The following is a 15,799-nucleotide window of genomic DNA, read 5'->3' as shown; positions in this document are numbered from 1 at the left end:
TAGGTGGTCGGCGATCAGCGCCGCCGCGATGCCCGGGCAGCCGGCGCCGGAACCAGGAACCAGCCCGCCGACCATGGCAGCCGGCTGCGCGTCCGTCCGGTGAGCTGCCCGTTCCACCGCGGAAGCCGAGGCTGGACGCCGAGCGGACGCAAGATGGAGGGCGTGGTGAGCGCGGGCAGCATGGTTGCCTCAGGTGCTGCGGCAGGTCGTCGAGGCGGCGGTCGCACTGGAGGACGCTCAGCTTCCTGCCCGCACTGGCCCTCGGACTACTCGCTGAGGGACTCGCGTGGGCACGCTGTTCCGGCGCGACGCGGCTTCGCCGGAGGTCGTCGCCCACATGGTTGCACCTGCGGCCGCAACCATCGCCCAGCGCTCGGGCAAGGCGGCGTCGCCACCTGCGGCCAGCCGCTGCCTGTCGAATCCTGGACGGTTATCGGGACGCGCTCCCGGGCACGGCCTCCCAGCTCCCGTCTGCCACCGCCGCACCGACTGACCGTACCTGGGCCGCACACGCCCTTCGTCCCGGCTGAGTACCGTCTGTGACCTGAGCACGCGTTCAGTGTCAGCCCGCGGTATGGGGAACGGAGGGCATGTGGTCGGTGAACCAGTCAACGGCCACATCGGTGACCTTCTCCAAGGCGCCGGGTTCCTCGAAGAGGTGGGTGGCACCGGGGACGACCACGAGGCGGTTCTCGCAGCGCAACCGCGATTGTGCCTCGCGATTGAGGTCGAGCACCAGCTGGTCGTGACCCCCGACGATCAGCAGCGTTGGCGCGGTCACCGACGGCAGTCGTGGCCCCGCCAGGTCGGGCCTGCCGCCCCGCGAGACGACCGCAGCGATCCGCGCACCCGGCTCGGCGGCTGCCCACAACGCGGCTGCCGCGCCGGTGCTGGCGCCGAAATACCCGACAGCGAGCCCGTCGGTCTCAGGCTGTCCTGGCAACCAACCGGTGGCGTCCGCCAGTCGCCGGGCCAGCAGTCCGGTGTCGAACACGTTGGCCCGGTCGATCTCCTCCTCCGCGGTGAGCAGGTCGAACAGCAGGGTGGCCAGCCCGGCCCGATTCAGTCCGGCGGCCACGAACCGATTGCGAGGGCTGTGCCGACTGCTGCCACTGCCGTGCGCGAACACCACAACCCCGCTCGCCCCCTCGGGCACCGTCAACTGCCCGCGCAGCACCACCGCACCAGCCCGCACGTCCACCTCCGGATCCTCGAGCACGGCGTGACGCGACCCAGTCCGGCGCGTGCTCACCGGGCGGGCGGCCGCCGCTTCCAGACAAGCGACAACCTCATCGTCGTCGGCCTGGGAGAAGCCGATTCTGTAGAACTGTCCGACCGCAAAGAAGTCCCGCGTGGTGTGCAGGCATATCAGCTCGTCGGCCTCCTCGCCGAGCCGTGCGGTCCAGTCGTGAGGTGCCACGGGGACGGCGAGCACGATCCGTGCAGCCCCGCGGGCGCGGGCGACCCGGCAGGCCGCGCGCGCCGTGGACCCCGTGGCCACCCCGTCATCGATCATCAGCACCCTACGGCCTTCCAGCCCGATCGGTTCCCGCCCGCCCCGGTACCGCCGGGCACGGCTCTCCAGCACCTCCCGCTCACGGGCCTCGACCTCAGCCAGCTCATCCGGGGTGATGTGCGCCGTGCGGACCACATCATCGTTGATCACGCGTACCCCGCCCTCGCCGATCGCTCCCATTCCCAGCTCCGGCTGGACGGGCACGCCCAGCTTCCGCACCAGGCAGACATCCAGCGGAGCGCCCAGCGCCTCGGCGACCTCCGCGGCGACCGGAACCCCTCCACGGGGCAGGCCGAGTACCACCACCTCAGCCCCCTTGAGGTAAGCCAGCCGGGCGGCCAGTTGTCGGCCGGCATCACGACGATCCATGAAGAACACGATCCGACCTCCTCATCCCGGAGGAACACGTGGGCAACGCGTGCGCCCCGTACCTCCATCCTCGCCCCTTGGCTGGTGCTTGTTACGCGGCCGGGCACGCGTGAGGCCGTGCTCGACGGGACCTGCCCGGGGTCCACGAGCGCTCCGAGGCGATGGTCTGCGCCTCTCTCACCCCTCGCCGAGAAACTATGTACCGGCGACGTACCGGCGACGTCACGACGGTCGGCTCGAACGAATGCGGCCGCCCACGTCCCAGCCTCGGGACTTGCCCGATTCTCGACGCGATAGGCAACCACGCAGCATGGAGGCGTAGCCGAATCATCATTTTGCGGAGGTGAACCGCGACGGCTCTTCCCGTCCTGCACCGCAGGCCCGGCCGTCTCCTGGAACGGCCCTTCCCCTCGCTGGGATGGGGCGAGCCTACCGCCGCCGCCGAGTTCGATGACCTCTTTCAGCCCGATCGCGTCATGTGAGGCGTCGATCCCCGCTGAGACCCGCCAGGATTCAGGGCGACCAGGAAACCCTTCGGCTCACCTCGTCTCATGTGTCTCGCACAAACGAGAGGGCACGGGAGCAACACGAGAGCCTCTGACCTGGGTAATCGCTGTCGCCACGGACCACGGCGGACCAGGTGGACATTACATAGGCTAGGGGGCATGGCCTATGAGATTCCGGTGACGCAAGCCCGGGCTGAGCTCGCCGATCTGATCAACCGCGTCGTCTACGGCGGTGAGCGCGTGGTCGTGACCCGGCACGGCAAGCCGCTGGTGGCGCTCGTCTCGGCCGCTGACCTGGAGCGACTGGAGCAGGACGAGGCGGCCGCCGAGGAGCAGGCGATCAGCTCGGTCTCCTCGATCGGCTCCTCGGTGTCCGCTCCCGGCGAACGGCGCCGCTTCGGCATCGCGGCGGAGTTCCGGGGGCACCAGGAGCCGAACAGCTAGGCACCGCACCGACGGCGCATGGAGCGGGAATCCGGGTACCCCGTCCGTTGCGACGGGGGTGCGCGGCATGTCCGGACGGAGGCCGGCCCACCAGTGCCGGTCCCGGAGTGCGCGAGGGCGGCGCGACCGGAGGCGGTCTCCGGCTTCGGCCGCCGACGAGCACCGCGCCAGGCCGAGCGCCGCCCGCACGGCGTGTTGTCGGGGGGCCAGTGCCGCGACCGCCTCGAACTCGTACGAGCTGCGCTGGCTGCCCGAACCGCTCGTCTCGGCGCACGGCAGCGTGCTGCGCACGACGACTCGGGTACAACTTGACGTCACCGCACGGCTGGTACTGCGGGAGTCGAGCAGATACTCGGCCGCCACGCCGAAGCCACCGGCAGCCTCGTCAGCCGCCTCACCGTGCACCGCACCGGACGCCCTCCGATCGACCAGCAGCTCGCATACGGGCCGCAGGCCCCGGCGGCTGGGACGGCGCGGCGGTCCTCGGCTGCCACCGGGCTGTCCGCCAACTCCTTTTCGTGGAGACTGCGTTCGACGAGAGGTGCCCCGGCGCACGCCTGCTGGGGGAGACCGCCGTCCTCACCCCGCTCGCCGGACCGGCCGTGCTGGTCACGGCCGTGCCCCCGGCGCACGCCTGCTGCGCGGTGTCCTGGACGAGGCGCTGGACGAACTGCTCGACGCCCCGGTGGAGTGAACACCGCCGGGCCGTGCCTCACGCCCTGTGGTCGTACGCCTCCAGCCAGGCGTCCTCCGCCGAGTAGTCGAAGAGCTTCTTCCCGTACGCCCGCAACATGACGGGGAAGGCCTCTGTCCAGTCCCTGCCCTCCAGCTGCGCCGCGATCCACTCGACCGTACCGGGCAGCGACCGTGCATAGTCCGTGACCGGCCGGTATCCGAGCTCGCGCTCGGCGGCCGTCATGTCGTACACGATGGGGTGGGCGCCGCTCCAGGGCGTCGAGCCGACACCGTCCTCCCCGGGCGCACCCGCCAGCAGTACGGTCGTGGTCGTGCGGCCGAGCACCGCGTCGACGGCCTCGCCGATCTCCGCCACCGTCGGCGCCTGCGGATCCCCGGCGTTGAGCACCCGCGAACCGGGCCGCAGGGCGGCCAGCCGGATCAGCTCGGCCAGGTTGGCGACATGGACCGGGTGGAAGCGGGACTCCCCGCCGAACGCGAGCACCCGCCGGGCGCGGCCGTCCAGGATCCGCTTGACGAAGTACAGCTCACGCGGCGAGCGGCAGTACTTTCCGTGAATCGCCCCGGCCCGCAGCAGCGTCACCGGCAGCGTGTCACCGGCCGCCAGCAGATCGCGCTCCAGCTGTATCTTCCGGGTCCCGTACGTCGCGTCGCCGGCCGGCAGGGTGCGCTGCGACTCCGGGATCGGCAGCGGGTAGTGCGGTGCGCCGTCGGGTTCGCCCAGCGTGTCGAAGCTGCGGCCCCGGTCGTCCTCGTACACCGCACCGCTGGAGATGACCACCGCCGAACCGATCCGGTCCGCGAGAGCGGTCAGCTGACGGGCGTGACCCGCGTCGTAGGCCACCATGTCGACCAGCACGTCACAGCCGTCGCCCAGCGCCGTCGCGAGCGCCCCCTCGACATTCCGGTCCAGGGCCGTCGTGCGCACCGCTCCGTCCCACCGCGCGTCCCGGCCGCCGCCGCGCGAGGCGGCCGTCACCTCCCAGCCGTCCTCGACGAGCGACTGCACGGCCGCCCGCCCGATCTGTCCCGTCGCTCCCAGTACCCATGCGTTTCCCTTGCTCATGCGGTCCACGCTAGGGCCGGGCGGCCGCTCGGGACAGCGGCGTTCACCGGGCGCGGATCCGCCGTGAGCGTCGCAGTTTCGGGAACTTCTTCGGCTGCCTGCTCTGTTCGGCCTGCGCTGCCTTCACCTCGACCGCGTACTCGTCCACGTACTCCTGGCCCGAGAGCCCCAGGATCGCGTACATGATCTCGTCGGTGACGGCCCGGATCGCGGCGTCGTGCGGCGCCTGCGGAGCCGAGAACGCGCGCCTCCGCCAGCAGACGGGGGCCGTTGCCGCCAGATGCCCGGGATCGCTGGATTCCAGGGCGAGCGCTTCCAGCGTCGCGACGATCGCGGACAGGTCACGGAACTCCTGCGCGCTGAGCGGCGTGAAGCGGAAGCCCTTGCCGCGCTCGCTGGTGATGACGCCCTCGCGCTCCAGCGTGATCAGTGCCTCGCGCAGCGGCGTACGGCTGACACCGAGTTCGGTCGGCGCCGACGCCGGGCACTGGAAGCGGCGCCCCGACGCCACCGCCACCGCCGTCCGCACGACGATGTACGACGCCACGGACGGCTGGTTCCACGACACCGCGCTCGGCACCGGCACACCGCTCACCTCCCGGGGCCGCGGAATCGAGGCGCCGTCCCGCTGTGGACCGGCACGGCGTCCGCCGCACAGGCCCGCTCCGTGCGCGACAAGCTGACGGACCCGGAGGAGTTCGCCACCACGGTGCCCTTCCCGACCGTGGCGAAGAGCTCCCCCTACTTCTCTCCGACCGCGTACTGGCGCGGCCCCGTCTGGTGCGACCAGGCCTACTTCGCCCTCGGCGGCCTGCGCCGCTACGGCTACGGCAAGGACGCGGACGCCCTGACGGACCGCCTCCTCACCCATGCGTCGGGCCTCGCCGGCAACGGACCGGTCATGGAGAACCACGCCCCGACCACCGGGGCGCCGCTCAACTCGCCCGACTTCAGCTGGTCCGCGGCGTTGCTGCTGCCGATGCTGACGGGAGATAGCTGGTTTGTTCTGCCGCGGCAGGCGACGTTCGCCCCGTCACGGCCGCCCGGTACGCAGCCGTACCGGCCCCAGCAGGCCGCTGACCCGCTGCCCGGGAAGGACGAAGTGGGTCGGGCTCGTCGCGTCCAGGTGGGGTGCCAGCGTCCCGAACACGGTGATCTCCACGGCATTGGCCCCCGGCGCGACCAGCCCCGTCAGATCGAACACGTACGGCGAACACACCCGCACCCCGGCGTCGGCGCCCCCGACCCGTACCTCCGCCGTGCCCCGGACCCGCCCGAGGTCCAGCCACAGCGGACCCGCTACGGCAACGGCGGGTACGGTCACCACGCGCCTGTACCGCACCCCGCCGCTGTACTCGGCCAGACCCTGGCTCTCCCAGTCGCCGAGCCGGATCCGCCCGGGGCCCACCGTGCACCGCAGCGGACCCGCCACTGCGGCACCACCCTCGTACCCGGGGCGCGTCCGGACCCGCAGTGCCGCGGTCCGCGGTCCGCCGCGATCGGCGGGCGGAAGCTCGACCGTCACGGTGCGCACCCCCCGGGCGTCGACGGCGGTCACCGCGGCGGGGCACTCGGAACCGTCGACATGGACGGTGACCCCGCCGTGCACCGCTGCTGTCAACCGCTGGGTTCCGGGTGGTAGTTCGCACCACAGCCACTCCACACCGCCCCGGCGCCCCGGAACCGCGAACCGGACCGGTACCACCGTGCCGTCGTCGGCCTCCGGGTCCAGCCACGCGGCACCCGGCAGCGGATGAGGGCGGCGGCGCAGGAACAGGGCGGCGGGATCACCCGCCGGCTCGCGACGCACCTCGACCGGCCCGCGCCCCCGCTCGTCCTCGGCCCACCAGCGGGAGTCGCTGTGCAGCGTTGCGACACGCCCGCCGTGCCCGTCGTCGAGGACCGCGTCCACCAGGACCGCGCGCTCGCCGTCACCGGACGTCTCGACCGTGATCTCGTTGTCGCCGACGTGCAGAGCGGCCGCCACGTCATGGCGCCGCACGCGGGGCACCGCGTGCTCGGCGTACGGGTCGAAACCTCCCTGCCTGCCGATGAGTCGCCCGTTCACCCGCAGCGCGCAGGGCGCCCGGGAAGCCACCTGGACGACGGCCCGGCCGGGAAGTGCCGACAGGTTCAGTGTGGTGCCCATCGTGCCGGGCGCGTGGATCCACTCCGGGCGCCGGTAGCGCCCGGGATCACGCACGAGAGCGAAGTGCGCGCGCAGATCGCACTCCTGATCAGTGGTCAGTTCCAGTTCGAGCAGATGGAGACCTGCCGTGGCCCGCACCGGGCCCATCGCGAGATGGCCCCCGTCGTCGAGGGCCACCGGTCTGCCGTCGAGCCAGGCCTGTTTGGCCGCCGCGGCGCCGATCGCGAGGTGACCGTCGAAGGCCTCGTCCAGACGCAGCGCCACCCGCAGCCGCACCATCTCTCCGGCGGCCGCGGGGCCGATGTGCGCGAACTCCTCGGGCACATGCCCCTTCGGACCCAGAACCGCGCGATGCACCGGGTCCTTGTACACGCCCAGGGTCTCCGACCATTCGAGCACCGAGGGGCCGCCACCCCGGCCGGCTGCCTCGCGGAGCACGACCGCGCGCGGGCCGAATGTCGCGTGGACCGTGGTCCCCGCCGTACGACCGGGGCCAAAGGGCGAGGCCCATCCGTCCCGGACACCGTCCTCACCGGCTGCCTCCACCCGGTGCCGGAAGGTACGGCACTCGGTGACGGCCGTACCGCTGGGCGGACCGGTCGCGGGGCGGGCGAAATCGCCCCAGGTGTTGTCGAGCGTCACAACGAGCACCATGTCCCACTCCGCGTCCGGAGGGATCTCCACGACGGTGGCGTCCGGCCCGGAACAGTGCGCCGCGGGAGCGGGCGGCTCCCGGTCGTGGTCCGGGAAGACCAGCACGACCGCGGGCCCCGTGTCGAAGGGGACATCGACCTCGACGGCCCGTGCGTCGTTCTCGGCGGGCAGCGCCGGCAGCGTCCGCGGAGCACCGCCGAACGGGTCCACCAGCACGGCCGGGCCCGATACGTCCCGCACCCGCACCCGGGCCCGCCGCGCGTAGCGGCCGGGGTCGAAGTCGTAGCGGGCGTCCAGCCAGCCCAGGGCGGCGCCCCGCTCGTCGGGGGCGGCGACGGACGCGCGGGTCGCCCGGGGCGCGGCCGCGGTCAGGAACACCACCGTGGCGCCGTCCACCCGACGCGCGAGCGCGGGGACCGGGGCCCGGACGACCGGGTGCGCACCGCCGAGAGCAGCGGCGAGCTGATCGGCCGGGTCGTCCGTCATGGGGATGTGCACGGCCCGGCCGTCCGCGAAGCACTCCCGCAGCCCGGCCGGGGTGGCCGTCCCGGGGCCGACGAACTGCTCGGGCAGGTCGCCCAGCGCGATCAACCGCCCTCCGGCGGAGACGAACTCGACGAGCCGCTGCGCGGTCTCCCGTTCCAGAACGGTGCACGAGGGAAGCACGATCGTGGCGTACGCCTCGTCCGCGACCCGCAGCCGCACCCCGTTGTCGAGCCGGGAGACCCGGGCACGGGCCAGCGAGGCGTCGTCGACGACATCGGCATCGAGGCCCAGACGGTCCATGACGCCGGGCCGGGTGCGGAACCAGGCCATGTCCCCGACGAGTGCGAGATACACCGCCTGGGCGCGCCTTGCCGCATCGGTGACCCCGTCCAGGGCGGTACCCGCCTGGGCGGTGGTGGTGGGCAGCAGGATCGCGATGTCGCACAGATGGTGACCGAGGCTCAGGATCGCGCACAGCCGGGTCACGGCGTCGGCGAAGACACGGTGGTGGCGCCAGTACGGCTGGCGCCAGTCGGTCGCGGGCGGCGCCCATTCCCACCAGCCGCCCTTGGTCGTGTAGTAGACGGCATGCGGGCTGTAGAGCGTGGCACCGGCCCGGAGCCACGGCAGCAGCCAGTCGAAGGTCTCCTCCAGGGTGCCGCCCCAGCCGGTGGAGTGGAAGGCCTCGACCCAGGTGCGGGGGCGGCCGTAGAGGTGGGCGAGCGAGGAGTGGATGCGGGCGTCCCCGTGGTGGTCGGAGCCGGGCGCCGAGAACCAGCGGTGGGTCCGAGCGTAGTCGGCGTACAGCTCCACGCCCGCCACCGGGTGCCCGGCGCGGGCGGGGTCCTGCTGGTCGCAGCCGATGAGCAGCCCAAGACGCTCGTGCCAGGCGGCCAGCGGCCGGAAGAACGCCTCCTCGGCCAGTTCGGCCCGGGTCAGGTGGTAGTCGCGGCGGACCCGGTGGACATCCGGATCCGCGCAGTCGTCGTACAGGGCGTCGAGCCGCTCGCCGATGTCGTACCCGCGTAGGCGCTGGAAGGCGTCGGTGAAGCCGGTGGACCAGGTGGGCAGGGACGGCAGTTCGTCCTGGAACGAGCCGACGACGACGGACCCGAGCCGGTCGGCGAGCCGTCGCTCGAACTCCCCGTGCACCCGGTCCAGTAGCGCCGCACAGGCCTCGGTGCCCAGATAGTCGAAGCCCAGCGCCACATGGTGATGGAGCGTCAGGCGCCAGTGTCCGGGGCCGGGCGCCCGTACGACCCCGTCGCCCACCTCCACCGGGACCGCCGGGCCGGTGCTCCGGCCGTCGGCATCGAGGGGCTCGGCGCTGCCCGCGAGCGGCCGGCCGTCCGGTGGACAGCACAGCTCACCGGCCCGGTCCGCCGCGGACTCCACCACGGCCCGCACCCGGTCGAGCCGGCGGCCCGCGTGGGCGGGCCGCTCGTCGACGAGGCGTGCCTGCACGTCGGCGCCGGAGAAGCCGAGCTGGTCGTAGAACCAGAGAGCGACCCCCAGTTCCCGGGCGTCCTCGCACACCCCGTCGAGCAGCGCCCACCACGCGCCGGACATAAACGGCGGATCGTCGGCGTCGGAGCCGAACAGCGGCCCCGACGGCGCCAAATTGAGAAGCACGAGATTGTGCACCCCGCCCTGCGCGAAGCGCTCCAGCTGCGCCCGCAGCCTTGCCCGGTCGAGCCGCTCCCCGCTCCACCACCAGATCGCGACGGGCGAGAAGGCACGCGGCGGGCCGGCGAGGACCGCCGCGATGCCCGGCGGAAGCAGAGGGCCGTCCTCCGGGTGTTCCATGGGAGCTCCTCAGCCCTTGAGGCCGCCTGCGAAGCCCTTGATCACATAGCGCTGGAGGACCACGAAGACGATCAGGACCGGCAGCGCGGCGAGCACCAGCCCGGCGAAGACAAGACCGTAGTCCGAGACGTACTGGCCGACGAACGCGAAGATGCCCACCGGCACGGTCTCCTTGTCGGAGCCCCCCAGGTACAGCAGCGGAGTGAAGAAGTCGTTCCAGATGAACACCGCGTTCAGGATGATCACGGTGCCGGTGATGGGGCGCAGCAGCGGGAACACGACCCGGGTGAACGCCTGCCGGTGGTTGCAGCCGTCGATCAGCGCGGCCTGCGCGTAGTCCGGCGGCAGCGCTCGGATGAACCCGGTGTACAGGAATACGGTGAACGGCAGTTGGATGCCGGTGTAGAAGAGCACCATGCCCTGGTACGTGCCGAGCCAGCCGAGGTCGTCGACGAGTTCGTAGAGCGGGATCATGCCGAGCTGGAAAGGCAGCACGATGCCGAGCAGGAACAGGATGTACAGCCCGTAGCCGAGGCCACGGGCGCACCGTGCGAGGTAGTAGGCCCCCGTGGAGCCGAGGACGATCAGCAGCAGCAGACTGACCGCGGTGATGACCGTGCTGTTGACCAGGGCGGGCCCCAGCGAGGCGGAGGACCAGGCGTCGCCGAAGTTTCCGAAGCCGGGCGGCGAGGGCAGCGAGAGGGGCGATTCGGAGATCTGCCGGGGGTCCTTCAGCGCCAGGGTGATCAGCGCGTACACCGGGAACAGGAAGACCATCGCGACGGCGATCATGACCAGTTCGAGGACGTACTGTCCGTACCGCGGCCTGCGGCGCGCGCGCCCGGCCGCCGCCGTTCCGAGGGGCGTCGAGGTGCTCACGCGGTGACCTCCCTGGCACGCAGATAGCGGAGCTGGACCAGGGAGACCGCGGCGACGAACAGCGCGAGGACCAGGGCCACGGCGGTGCTGTAGCCGAACTTCCCGTAGACGAAGGCCTCCTTGTACAGGACGGTCGACAGCGTCTCGCTGGAGGTGCCGGGTCCGCCGTTGGTGGCGGCGTAGACCTGGTCGAAGAGTTTGAGTCCGCCGATGGTCGACAGCATCAGGTTGATCGTCAGTGCCGGGGCCAGCAGCGGCCAGGTGACATAGCGGAAGCGCTGCCAGGAACCCGCCCCGTCGATCCGCGCGGCCTCGTGGAGTTCGGCGGGCACGCCCTGGAGCCCGGCCAGGAAGACGACCATCGAATATCCCGCGTACTGCCAAACGACCATCGCCGCGACGGACCACAGGGCGAGCGAGGGATCGCCGAGCCAGTCCTGACGCAGTCCGCCGAGCCCGACCGCGCCGAGGAGGCCGTTGAGGCCGGCGCCGTTCTCCGGGTTGTAGACGTACTTCCAGAGGATCGCGACCATGACGGGGCTGACCACGGCCGGAGCGAAGAAGATCAGCCGCAGTACCGCGCGGGACTTGATGTTGGTGTGGACACCGAGGGCGAGCAGCAGACCGATGCCGTTCTGGACGACGACCACGGCGATGGTGAGGAGCAGGGTGTTGCCGACGGACTCCAGGGCCCGGCCGTCGTCGAGCAGGGTGCGGAAGTTCTCGGTACCGGTGAAGGAGAAGCCGCCGATCCCGGACCAGTCGGTGAAGGCGTACATCACCCCGGCAAGGCTCGGATAGAGCACGACGATGCCGTAGACGACGAGCGCCGGGACGACGAAGAGCCAGGGCGGGACGGTGTGGTCGCGGTGCCGGACAGGGCGTCCGGGACCGGTCCTCGGACGGTCCCGGGCCGTGTCGGCCGGGCCGGGGACCGTCTTCTCGGAGGTGCTCGTCACGACTTCTTCCCGTAGGCGTCGTCCATCTGTCCCAGTGCGCCGTCGACGTCCGTCTTGCCCGCGAGGAGGTTCTGTACGGCGGCGAAGTGGGCCGGCTGGACCTCGGCGTTGGGCCAGCTCTGGTCCATGAACGGGACGGCCCGGTTGTCGTCGATGAGGGGCAGGAAGCCGTCGAGGGCCGGGTCGGTCTTCGTCGACGCGCCGCGCTTGAACGGGATCGCGGCCACGGACTGCGCCCAGCGGTCGACGTTCTCCTGTTTGCCCAGGAACTCGATGAACTCCTTCGCCGCGGCCGACTTCCCGGACCGCGCGGAGACCCCGAGCCCGACGACGATGCCCGCCGGGATCCACAGGTTCGCGGCGTCGTCACCGCCGGGGAAGGGGAACATACCGAGGTCGTCCGGATTTCGGGCGGCCTGGCGGAAGTTGGCGAGAACGGCGGAGACCTGGACGGCCATCGCCGCCTTGCCGGAGGCGACCATCGAGGTCTGCTGCTCGTACGTCGTACCGTTGGGGTTCTCGTTGAAGAAGCCCCGGCGCTGCAGCTCCTGGTACTTGCCCATCGCGTCGGCCCAGCCGGAGCCGCGGAAGTGCGCCTTGCCGGAGGCCATTTCGGCGTCGAAACCGGGGTTCTTCGCGTAGACGGCGTTGGGGACCAGCGCATAGGTGATCAGCTGGGTGACCCAGGGCGTCTGCGTGCCGAGCGCGATCGGGATGATGCCCTTGGCCTTCAGCTTCGCGCAGACATCGAGGAGTTCGCTCCAGGTCTTCGGCGGTTCGACCCCGGCCTTGGCGAAGGCCTTCTTGTTGTGGATGGCGCCGATGACGCTGCTTCCCGCCGAATACAGATACGTTTTACCCTCGTGCCGGTACGCGGGGTGGAAGTTGGCCGGGACCTCCTTGGCCCACGGCTGCGCGCTGAGGTCGGCGAGCAGCCCGGCCTTGGCCAGCTCGACCATGGACATGGCACTGCCGCTGCCGGGATAGAGCACATGGACATCGGGGGCGTTGCCCCCGGCGAGCTGGGTGCGCACCACCGTCTGCACCTGGTCCGTGGGCGCGAAGGAGGTGGCGAACGCGTTGTCGGGCCGGGACTTGCGATAGAGGGCAACGAGCTCCTCTAACGGCTTCTGCTGGTCGGCGACGCCGACGACGCGCAGCTTGCCCGAACCGCCGCCGGAATCGGAGCAGGCCGTCAGAGCGGGCGGAAGGGCGGCGAGCGCCGCGACCCCGCCGCCGATCCGGAGGAATCCGCGGCGGCCGAGCGTACTGCGGTCCGGCCGGAAGTGAGAACCCGTCGTCATGGTGTGTCCTCCTCGTACGAACAGGCGAACGATGGTTTCGCCGCTGGTCCTGATGTGCGTCGGCTCGGGGTGAGGGACGGCTGTGGCCGGTCCGCCTGGGGCGGGTCGCCGACCGGGGGATGGGCAGCGGTGAAGTGGTAGGCGCCCGAGGACACCCGGTAGAGCACGTGGTCTGCGGCGGTCGAGACCGCCGTGATGTGGCGGTCGCCGGGGCCCGGGACCAGGCCCGATTCGCGGACCGAACCCGGGTCCGTCGTGGGCACGTACACCTCGGCGGTGGCGCCGGGCGGCACCAGGACGCGCAGGACGATCCGGCCGCCCTGCCGCTCCCAGGCCACCGAGACGGTGCCGCGGACCGACTCGTAGCGGGCGCTCGCGTGGCGCAGCCCGCCGGGGCGCGGCCGGATCCGCAGCGTCCGGTACCCCGTGGAGTCCGGCGTCTGGTCCAGGCCGGCGACACCGCGGTAGAGCCACTCGCCGACGGAGCCGAGCGCGTAGTGGTTGAAGGAGTTTATTGACGGCGCCCGGAATCCGGTGCCGGGGGTCCACCCGTCCCAGCGCTCCCAGATCGTGGTGGCACCGTGCCGCAGCGGAAACCGCCACGACGGCACCTCGTCGCGGAGCAGCAGCGCGTGGGCGAGGTCGGCCCGTCCGTGGGCGTCGAGTACGGGCGCGGCGAGCGCCACCCCGAGGAAACCCGTCAGCAGGGCCGGGCCCGCCGACTCGACGAGTTCGGCGAGACGGCGGGCGGCGGCACCGGCGAGCCCGGCGGGCAGCAACTCGAAGGCGAGCGCCAGGAGATACCCGGTCTGGGTGTCGCCCGCGACGCGCACGCTCAGGCCGTCCGCGGCTTCCTCGGAAGCGACGAAGTGCTCGGTGAACGTGCGGCGGATGTCGTCCGCCAGCCGGTGGTAGCGCTCCCCGACGTCCTTCTGCCCCAGGGCCTCCGCAGCTTGTGCGGTGAGCCGGGCGCTGTGCGCGAAGTACGCGGTGGCGACGACATCACGGGGCGTGGGGGTGCCGGGGGCGAGCCAGTCGGAGAAGTGCGGGCCCACCCGGTGTCGCCAGACCAGCCCGGGATTATGACGGTGAATCAGGTCGACCCAGGCGCACATGCCTTCCAGGGATCGGGCGAGGAACCGGGGATCGTCGTAGACGCGGTAGAGGTGCCACGGGACGATCACCCCCGCGTCCGCCCAGCCGGGCGCGCCCTCGTCGGCGACTCCCACGAGGCGCGGGGCGACATTGGTGAAGCCGCCGTCGGGGGTACGGGCGTCGTCGACGTCGCGCAGCCACTTTGTGAAGAACGCGGCGACGTCAGCGTTGAGCGCGGCCGTCGGGAGGAAGACCTGCGCATCGGCCAGCCAGCCGAGCCGCTCGTCGCGCTGCGGACAGTCCGTGGGCACACTGACGAAGTTCGAGCGCTGCCCCCACGCCACACAGTCGTGGAGCCGCCTCAGCTCGGCGTCCGAACAGTGGAACTCCCCGGCCCACGTCGTGTCGCTGTGCAGCGCCACGGCGACGACATCGGACTCGGCCAGCTCCGGGACGCCGCTGATCTCCGCGTACCGGAACCCGTGATACGTGAAGCGCGGCTCGAACACGATCCGCTCGCGGCCGTCCCCGATGAGTACATCGGTCGCGGCGGCGGTGCGCAGATTGGCGGTGTACAGCCGTCGCGACCCGTCCAGCACCTCGGCGTGACGGATTACCACCCGCGCCCCGGCGGCGAGCCGACGGACGGTCAGCCGTACGCGTCCGGCGAGGTTCTGGCCGAAGTCGACGACGTGGGTGCCGGGGGAGACGCGTTCGACCGAGCACGGACGCAGTTCGGTCATCGCCCGGACGGGCTCGTCGGCGGATGCCACCAGCAGGCGGTGATCGGTCCCCGTGACCAGGGCCGGGGACCAGCCGGAGTCGTCGAAGCCGGGAAGCTCCCAGCCGTGGGCGTCGTGCCGCAGGTCATGGCACTCGCCCATCAGCAGATCTGCGTGACGCACCACGCCCGTGCCGGTGCGCCAGGTCCCGTCCGTGACGACCGTGGACCTCCGGCCGTCCGGCCCGGTCAGATGGAGTTCCGCCAGGAACTGGGGGGACGAGCCGTAGTGGGCTCCGGCCCTGCGCGGTTCGAAGCCGACGAATCCGCTCCACCAGCCGTCGGCGACGGTGGCCGCGAGGACGTTCTCGCCGTCGCGCAGCGCCTCGGTGACGTCGTACGTCTGGTACTGGACACGGCGGTGGTAGTCGGTCCAGCCGGGCGCGAGTTCGGCGTCGCCGACGCGTTCGCCGTTGAGCCGGACCTCGTACAGCCCGCGCGCGGTGACATGGAGCCGGGCACTGGTGCCGGCCGATGCGGTGAAGGCGCGGCGCAGGACGGGGCACGGGGCGAGCCCGTGGTCGTCGAGGGCGAACTCGCCCTCGGTGGGCGCGTCCATGATGTCGACAGGACGCGGGTCGTGGGTGATCCACGAGGCCCGCCACTCGCCCACGTGAGTGAATCCGGTCTCGAACCACGAAGTGGCCTCGGTGGGCGTGTCCGACCCGGCCGGCCACACGGAGACCCGCCAGTGGAAGCGGGTACGGCCCGGGAGCGCCGGCCCCGCGTAGTCGACGGCTGTCGCACCGGGATCGGCCACCCGGCCGGAGTCCCAGAGGAGTTGGCCGCCCCCGTCCAGATCCTCGGCGCGCCCGGCGACGCGGATCCGGTACGCCACCGGGTCGTCGCCACGAAGGCCGGAGGCCAGCCGCCAGGAGAGCCGGGGCGCCGGTTCGTCGATCCCCAGCGGGGTGGTGCGGTGCTCGCACCGCAGCGCGTAGGGCCGCAGCCCCCGGGCCCCGGGACGGCCGGTCGCCGCCCCTCCGGCGGGGCGGAGGGCAGGTACACCCGCTGCCGGGGAACCGGACACGAGCATGTCCTTCCGTCGCACCGAATTTCCCGATGTGAAATCTAACGTTAATTCTGTGG

The 15,799-nt window shown here is 71.8% G+C and carries 8 protein-coding genes and 4 pseudogenes; 3 read left to right on the top strand and 9 right to left on the bottom strand.

Going from position 1 to position 15,799, the window contains the following annotated elements:
- Positions 1-562: 562 nt before the first annotated feature.
- A complete protein-coding gene (locus tag ACWCQ6_RS08440; RefSeq protein ID WP_451086752.1) occupies positions 563-1,894 on the bottom strand; it encodes a phosphoribosyltransferase family protein in 1,332 nt (443 codons plus the stop codon).
- Positions 1,895-2,550: 656 nt separating this feature from the next.
- Here ACWCQ6_RS08440 and ACWCQ6_RS08435 point away from each other — a divergent pair.
- Both ACWCQ6_RS08435 and ACWCQ6_RS08430 read left to right on the top strand, forming a co-directional pair.
- Complete coding sequence (locus ACWCQ6_RS08435; RefSeq protein ID WP_451086750.1) at positions 2,551-2,835, top strand: type II toxin-antitoxin system Phd/YefM family antitoxin; 285 nt, start codon at positions 2,551-2,553, stop codon at positions 2,833-2,835.
- 67 nt (positions 2,836-2,902) lie between these two features.
- Positions 2,903-3,529: pseudogene (locus ACWCQ6_RS08430) on the top strand (urease accessory protein UreD).
- 18 nt (positions 3,530-3,547) lie between these two features.
- Here the strand turns inward: ACWCQ6_RS08430 and ACWCQ6_RS08425 are convergent.
- The 3 genes and pseudogenes from ACWCQ6_RS08425 to ACWCQ6_RS08415 all read right to left on the bottom strand — a co-directional run.
- Positions 3,548-4,597, bottom strand: coding sequence for an NAD-dependent epimerase/dehydratase family protein (locus ACWCQ6_RS08425; protein ID WP_451086748.1), 1,050 nt, complete (start codon positions 4,595-4,597; stop codon positions 3,548-3,550).
- A 43-nt stretch (positions 4,598-4,640) separates the two neighbouring features.
- Positions 4,641-4,811, bottom strand: a pseudogene (locus tag ACWCQ6_RS08420) (1-acyl-sn-glycerol-3-phosphate acyltransferase); the annotation flags it as partial.
- Between the two features lie 171 nt (positions 4,812-4,982).
- Positions 4,983-5,108, bottom strand: a pseudogene (locus tag ACWCQ6_RS08415) (GntR family transcriptional regulator); the annotation flags it as partial.
- Here ACWCQ6_RS08415 and ACWCQ6_RS08410 point away from each other — a divergent pair.
- A pseudogene (locus tag ACWCQ6_RS08410) lies at positions 5,085-5,498 on the top strand (MGH1-like glycoside hydrolase domain-containing protein); the annotation flags it as partial. The pseudogenes ACWCQ6_RS08415 and ACWCQ6_RS08410 sit on opposite strands and share 24 nt — an antisense overlap.
- 132 nt (positions 5,499-5,630) lie before the next feature.
- Here the strand turns inward: ACWCQ6_RS08410 and ACWCQ6_RS08405 are convergent.
- Genes ACWCQ6_RS08405 through ACWCQ6_RS08385 form a run of 5 tightly spaced genes read right to left on the bottom strand, consistent with a single transcriptional unit; the run spans position 5,631 to position 15,740 of the window.
- The gene (locus ACWCQ6_RS08405; RefSeq protein ID WP_451086746.1) at positions 5,631-9,692 is read right to left on the bottom strand and encodes a hypothetical protein; all 4,062 of its coding nucleotides are present in this window, start codon (positions 9,690-9,692) and stop codon (positions 5,631-5,633) included.
- Positions 9,693-9,701: 9 nt separating this feature from the next.
- A complete protein-coding gene (locus tag ACWCQ6_RS08400; protein WP_451086743.1) occupies positions 9,702-10,571 on the bottom strand; it encodes a carbohydrate ABC transporter permease in 870 nt (289 codons plus the stop codon).
- Complete coding sequence (locus tag ACWCQ6_RS08395) at positions 10,568-11,530, bottom strand: carbohydrate ABC transporter permease (RefSeq protein ID WP_451086741.1); 963 nt, start codon at positions 11,528-11,530, stop codon at positions 10,568-10,570. The genes ACWCQ6_RS08400 and ACWCQ6_RS08395 overlap by 4 nt, the downstream gene beginning before the upstream one ends.
- Positions 11,527-12,834, bottom strand: a complete 1,308-nt coding sequence (locus ACWCQ6_RS08390) for an extracellular solute-binding protein (protein ID WP_451086739.1) — start codon at positions 12,832-12,834, stop codon at positions 11,527-11,529. The genes ACWCQ6_RS08395 and ACWCQ6_RS08390 overlap by 4 nt, the downstream gene beginning before the upstream one ends.
- Complete coding sequence (locus tag ACWCQ6_RS08385) at positions 12,831-15,740, bottom strand: family 78 glycoside hydrolase catalytic domain (protein WP_451086737.1); 2,910 nt, start codon at positions 15,738-15,740, stop codon at positions 12,831-12,833. Before ACWCQ6_RS08385 ends, ACWCQ6_RS08390 begins: the two co-directional genes overlap by 4 nt.
- Positions 15,741-15,799: the final 59 nt, after the last annotated feature.

Source organism: Streptomyces sp. NPDC001880 (assembly GCF_053594575.1).
Note: the sequence above shows the minus strand (reverse complement) of the source record. Positions and strands in the feature narration are given on the sequence as shown.

What these genes read in the sequence shown, in the direction of transcription:
- ACWCQ6_RS08435 (WP_451086750.1), top strand. Translation starts at nt 2,551, where the DNA reads ATGGCCTATGAGATTCCGGTGACGCAAGCCCGGGCTGAGCTCGCCGAT.
- ACWCQ6_RS08425 (WP_451086748.1), bottom strand. Translation starts at nt 4,597, where the DNA reads ATGAGCAAGGGAAACGCATGGGTACTGGGAGCGACGGGACAGATCGGG.
- ACWCQ6_RS08405 (WP_451086746.1), bottom strand. Translation starts at nt 9,692, where the DNA reads ATGGAACACCCGGAGGACGGCCCTCTGCTTCCGCCGGGCATCGCGGCG.
- ACWCQ6_RS08390 (WP_451086739.1), bottom strand. Translation starts at nt 12,834, where the DNA reads ATGACGACGGGTTCTCACTTCCGGCCGGACCGCAGTACGCTCGGCCGC.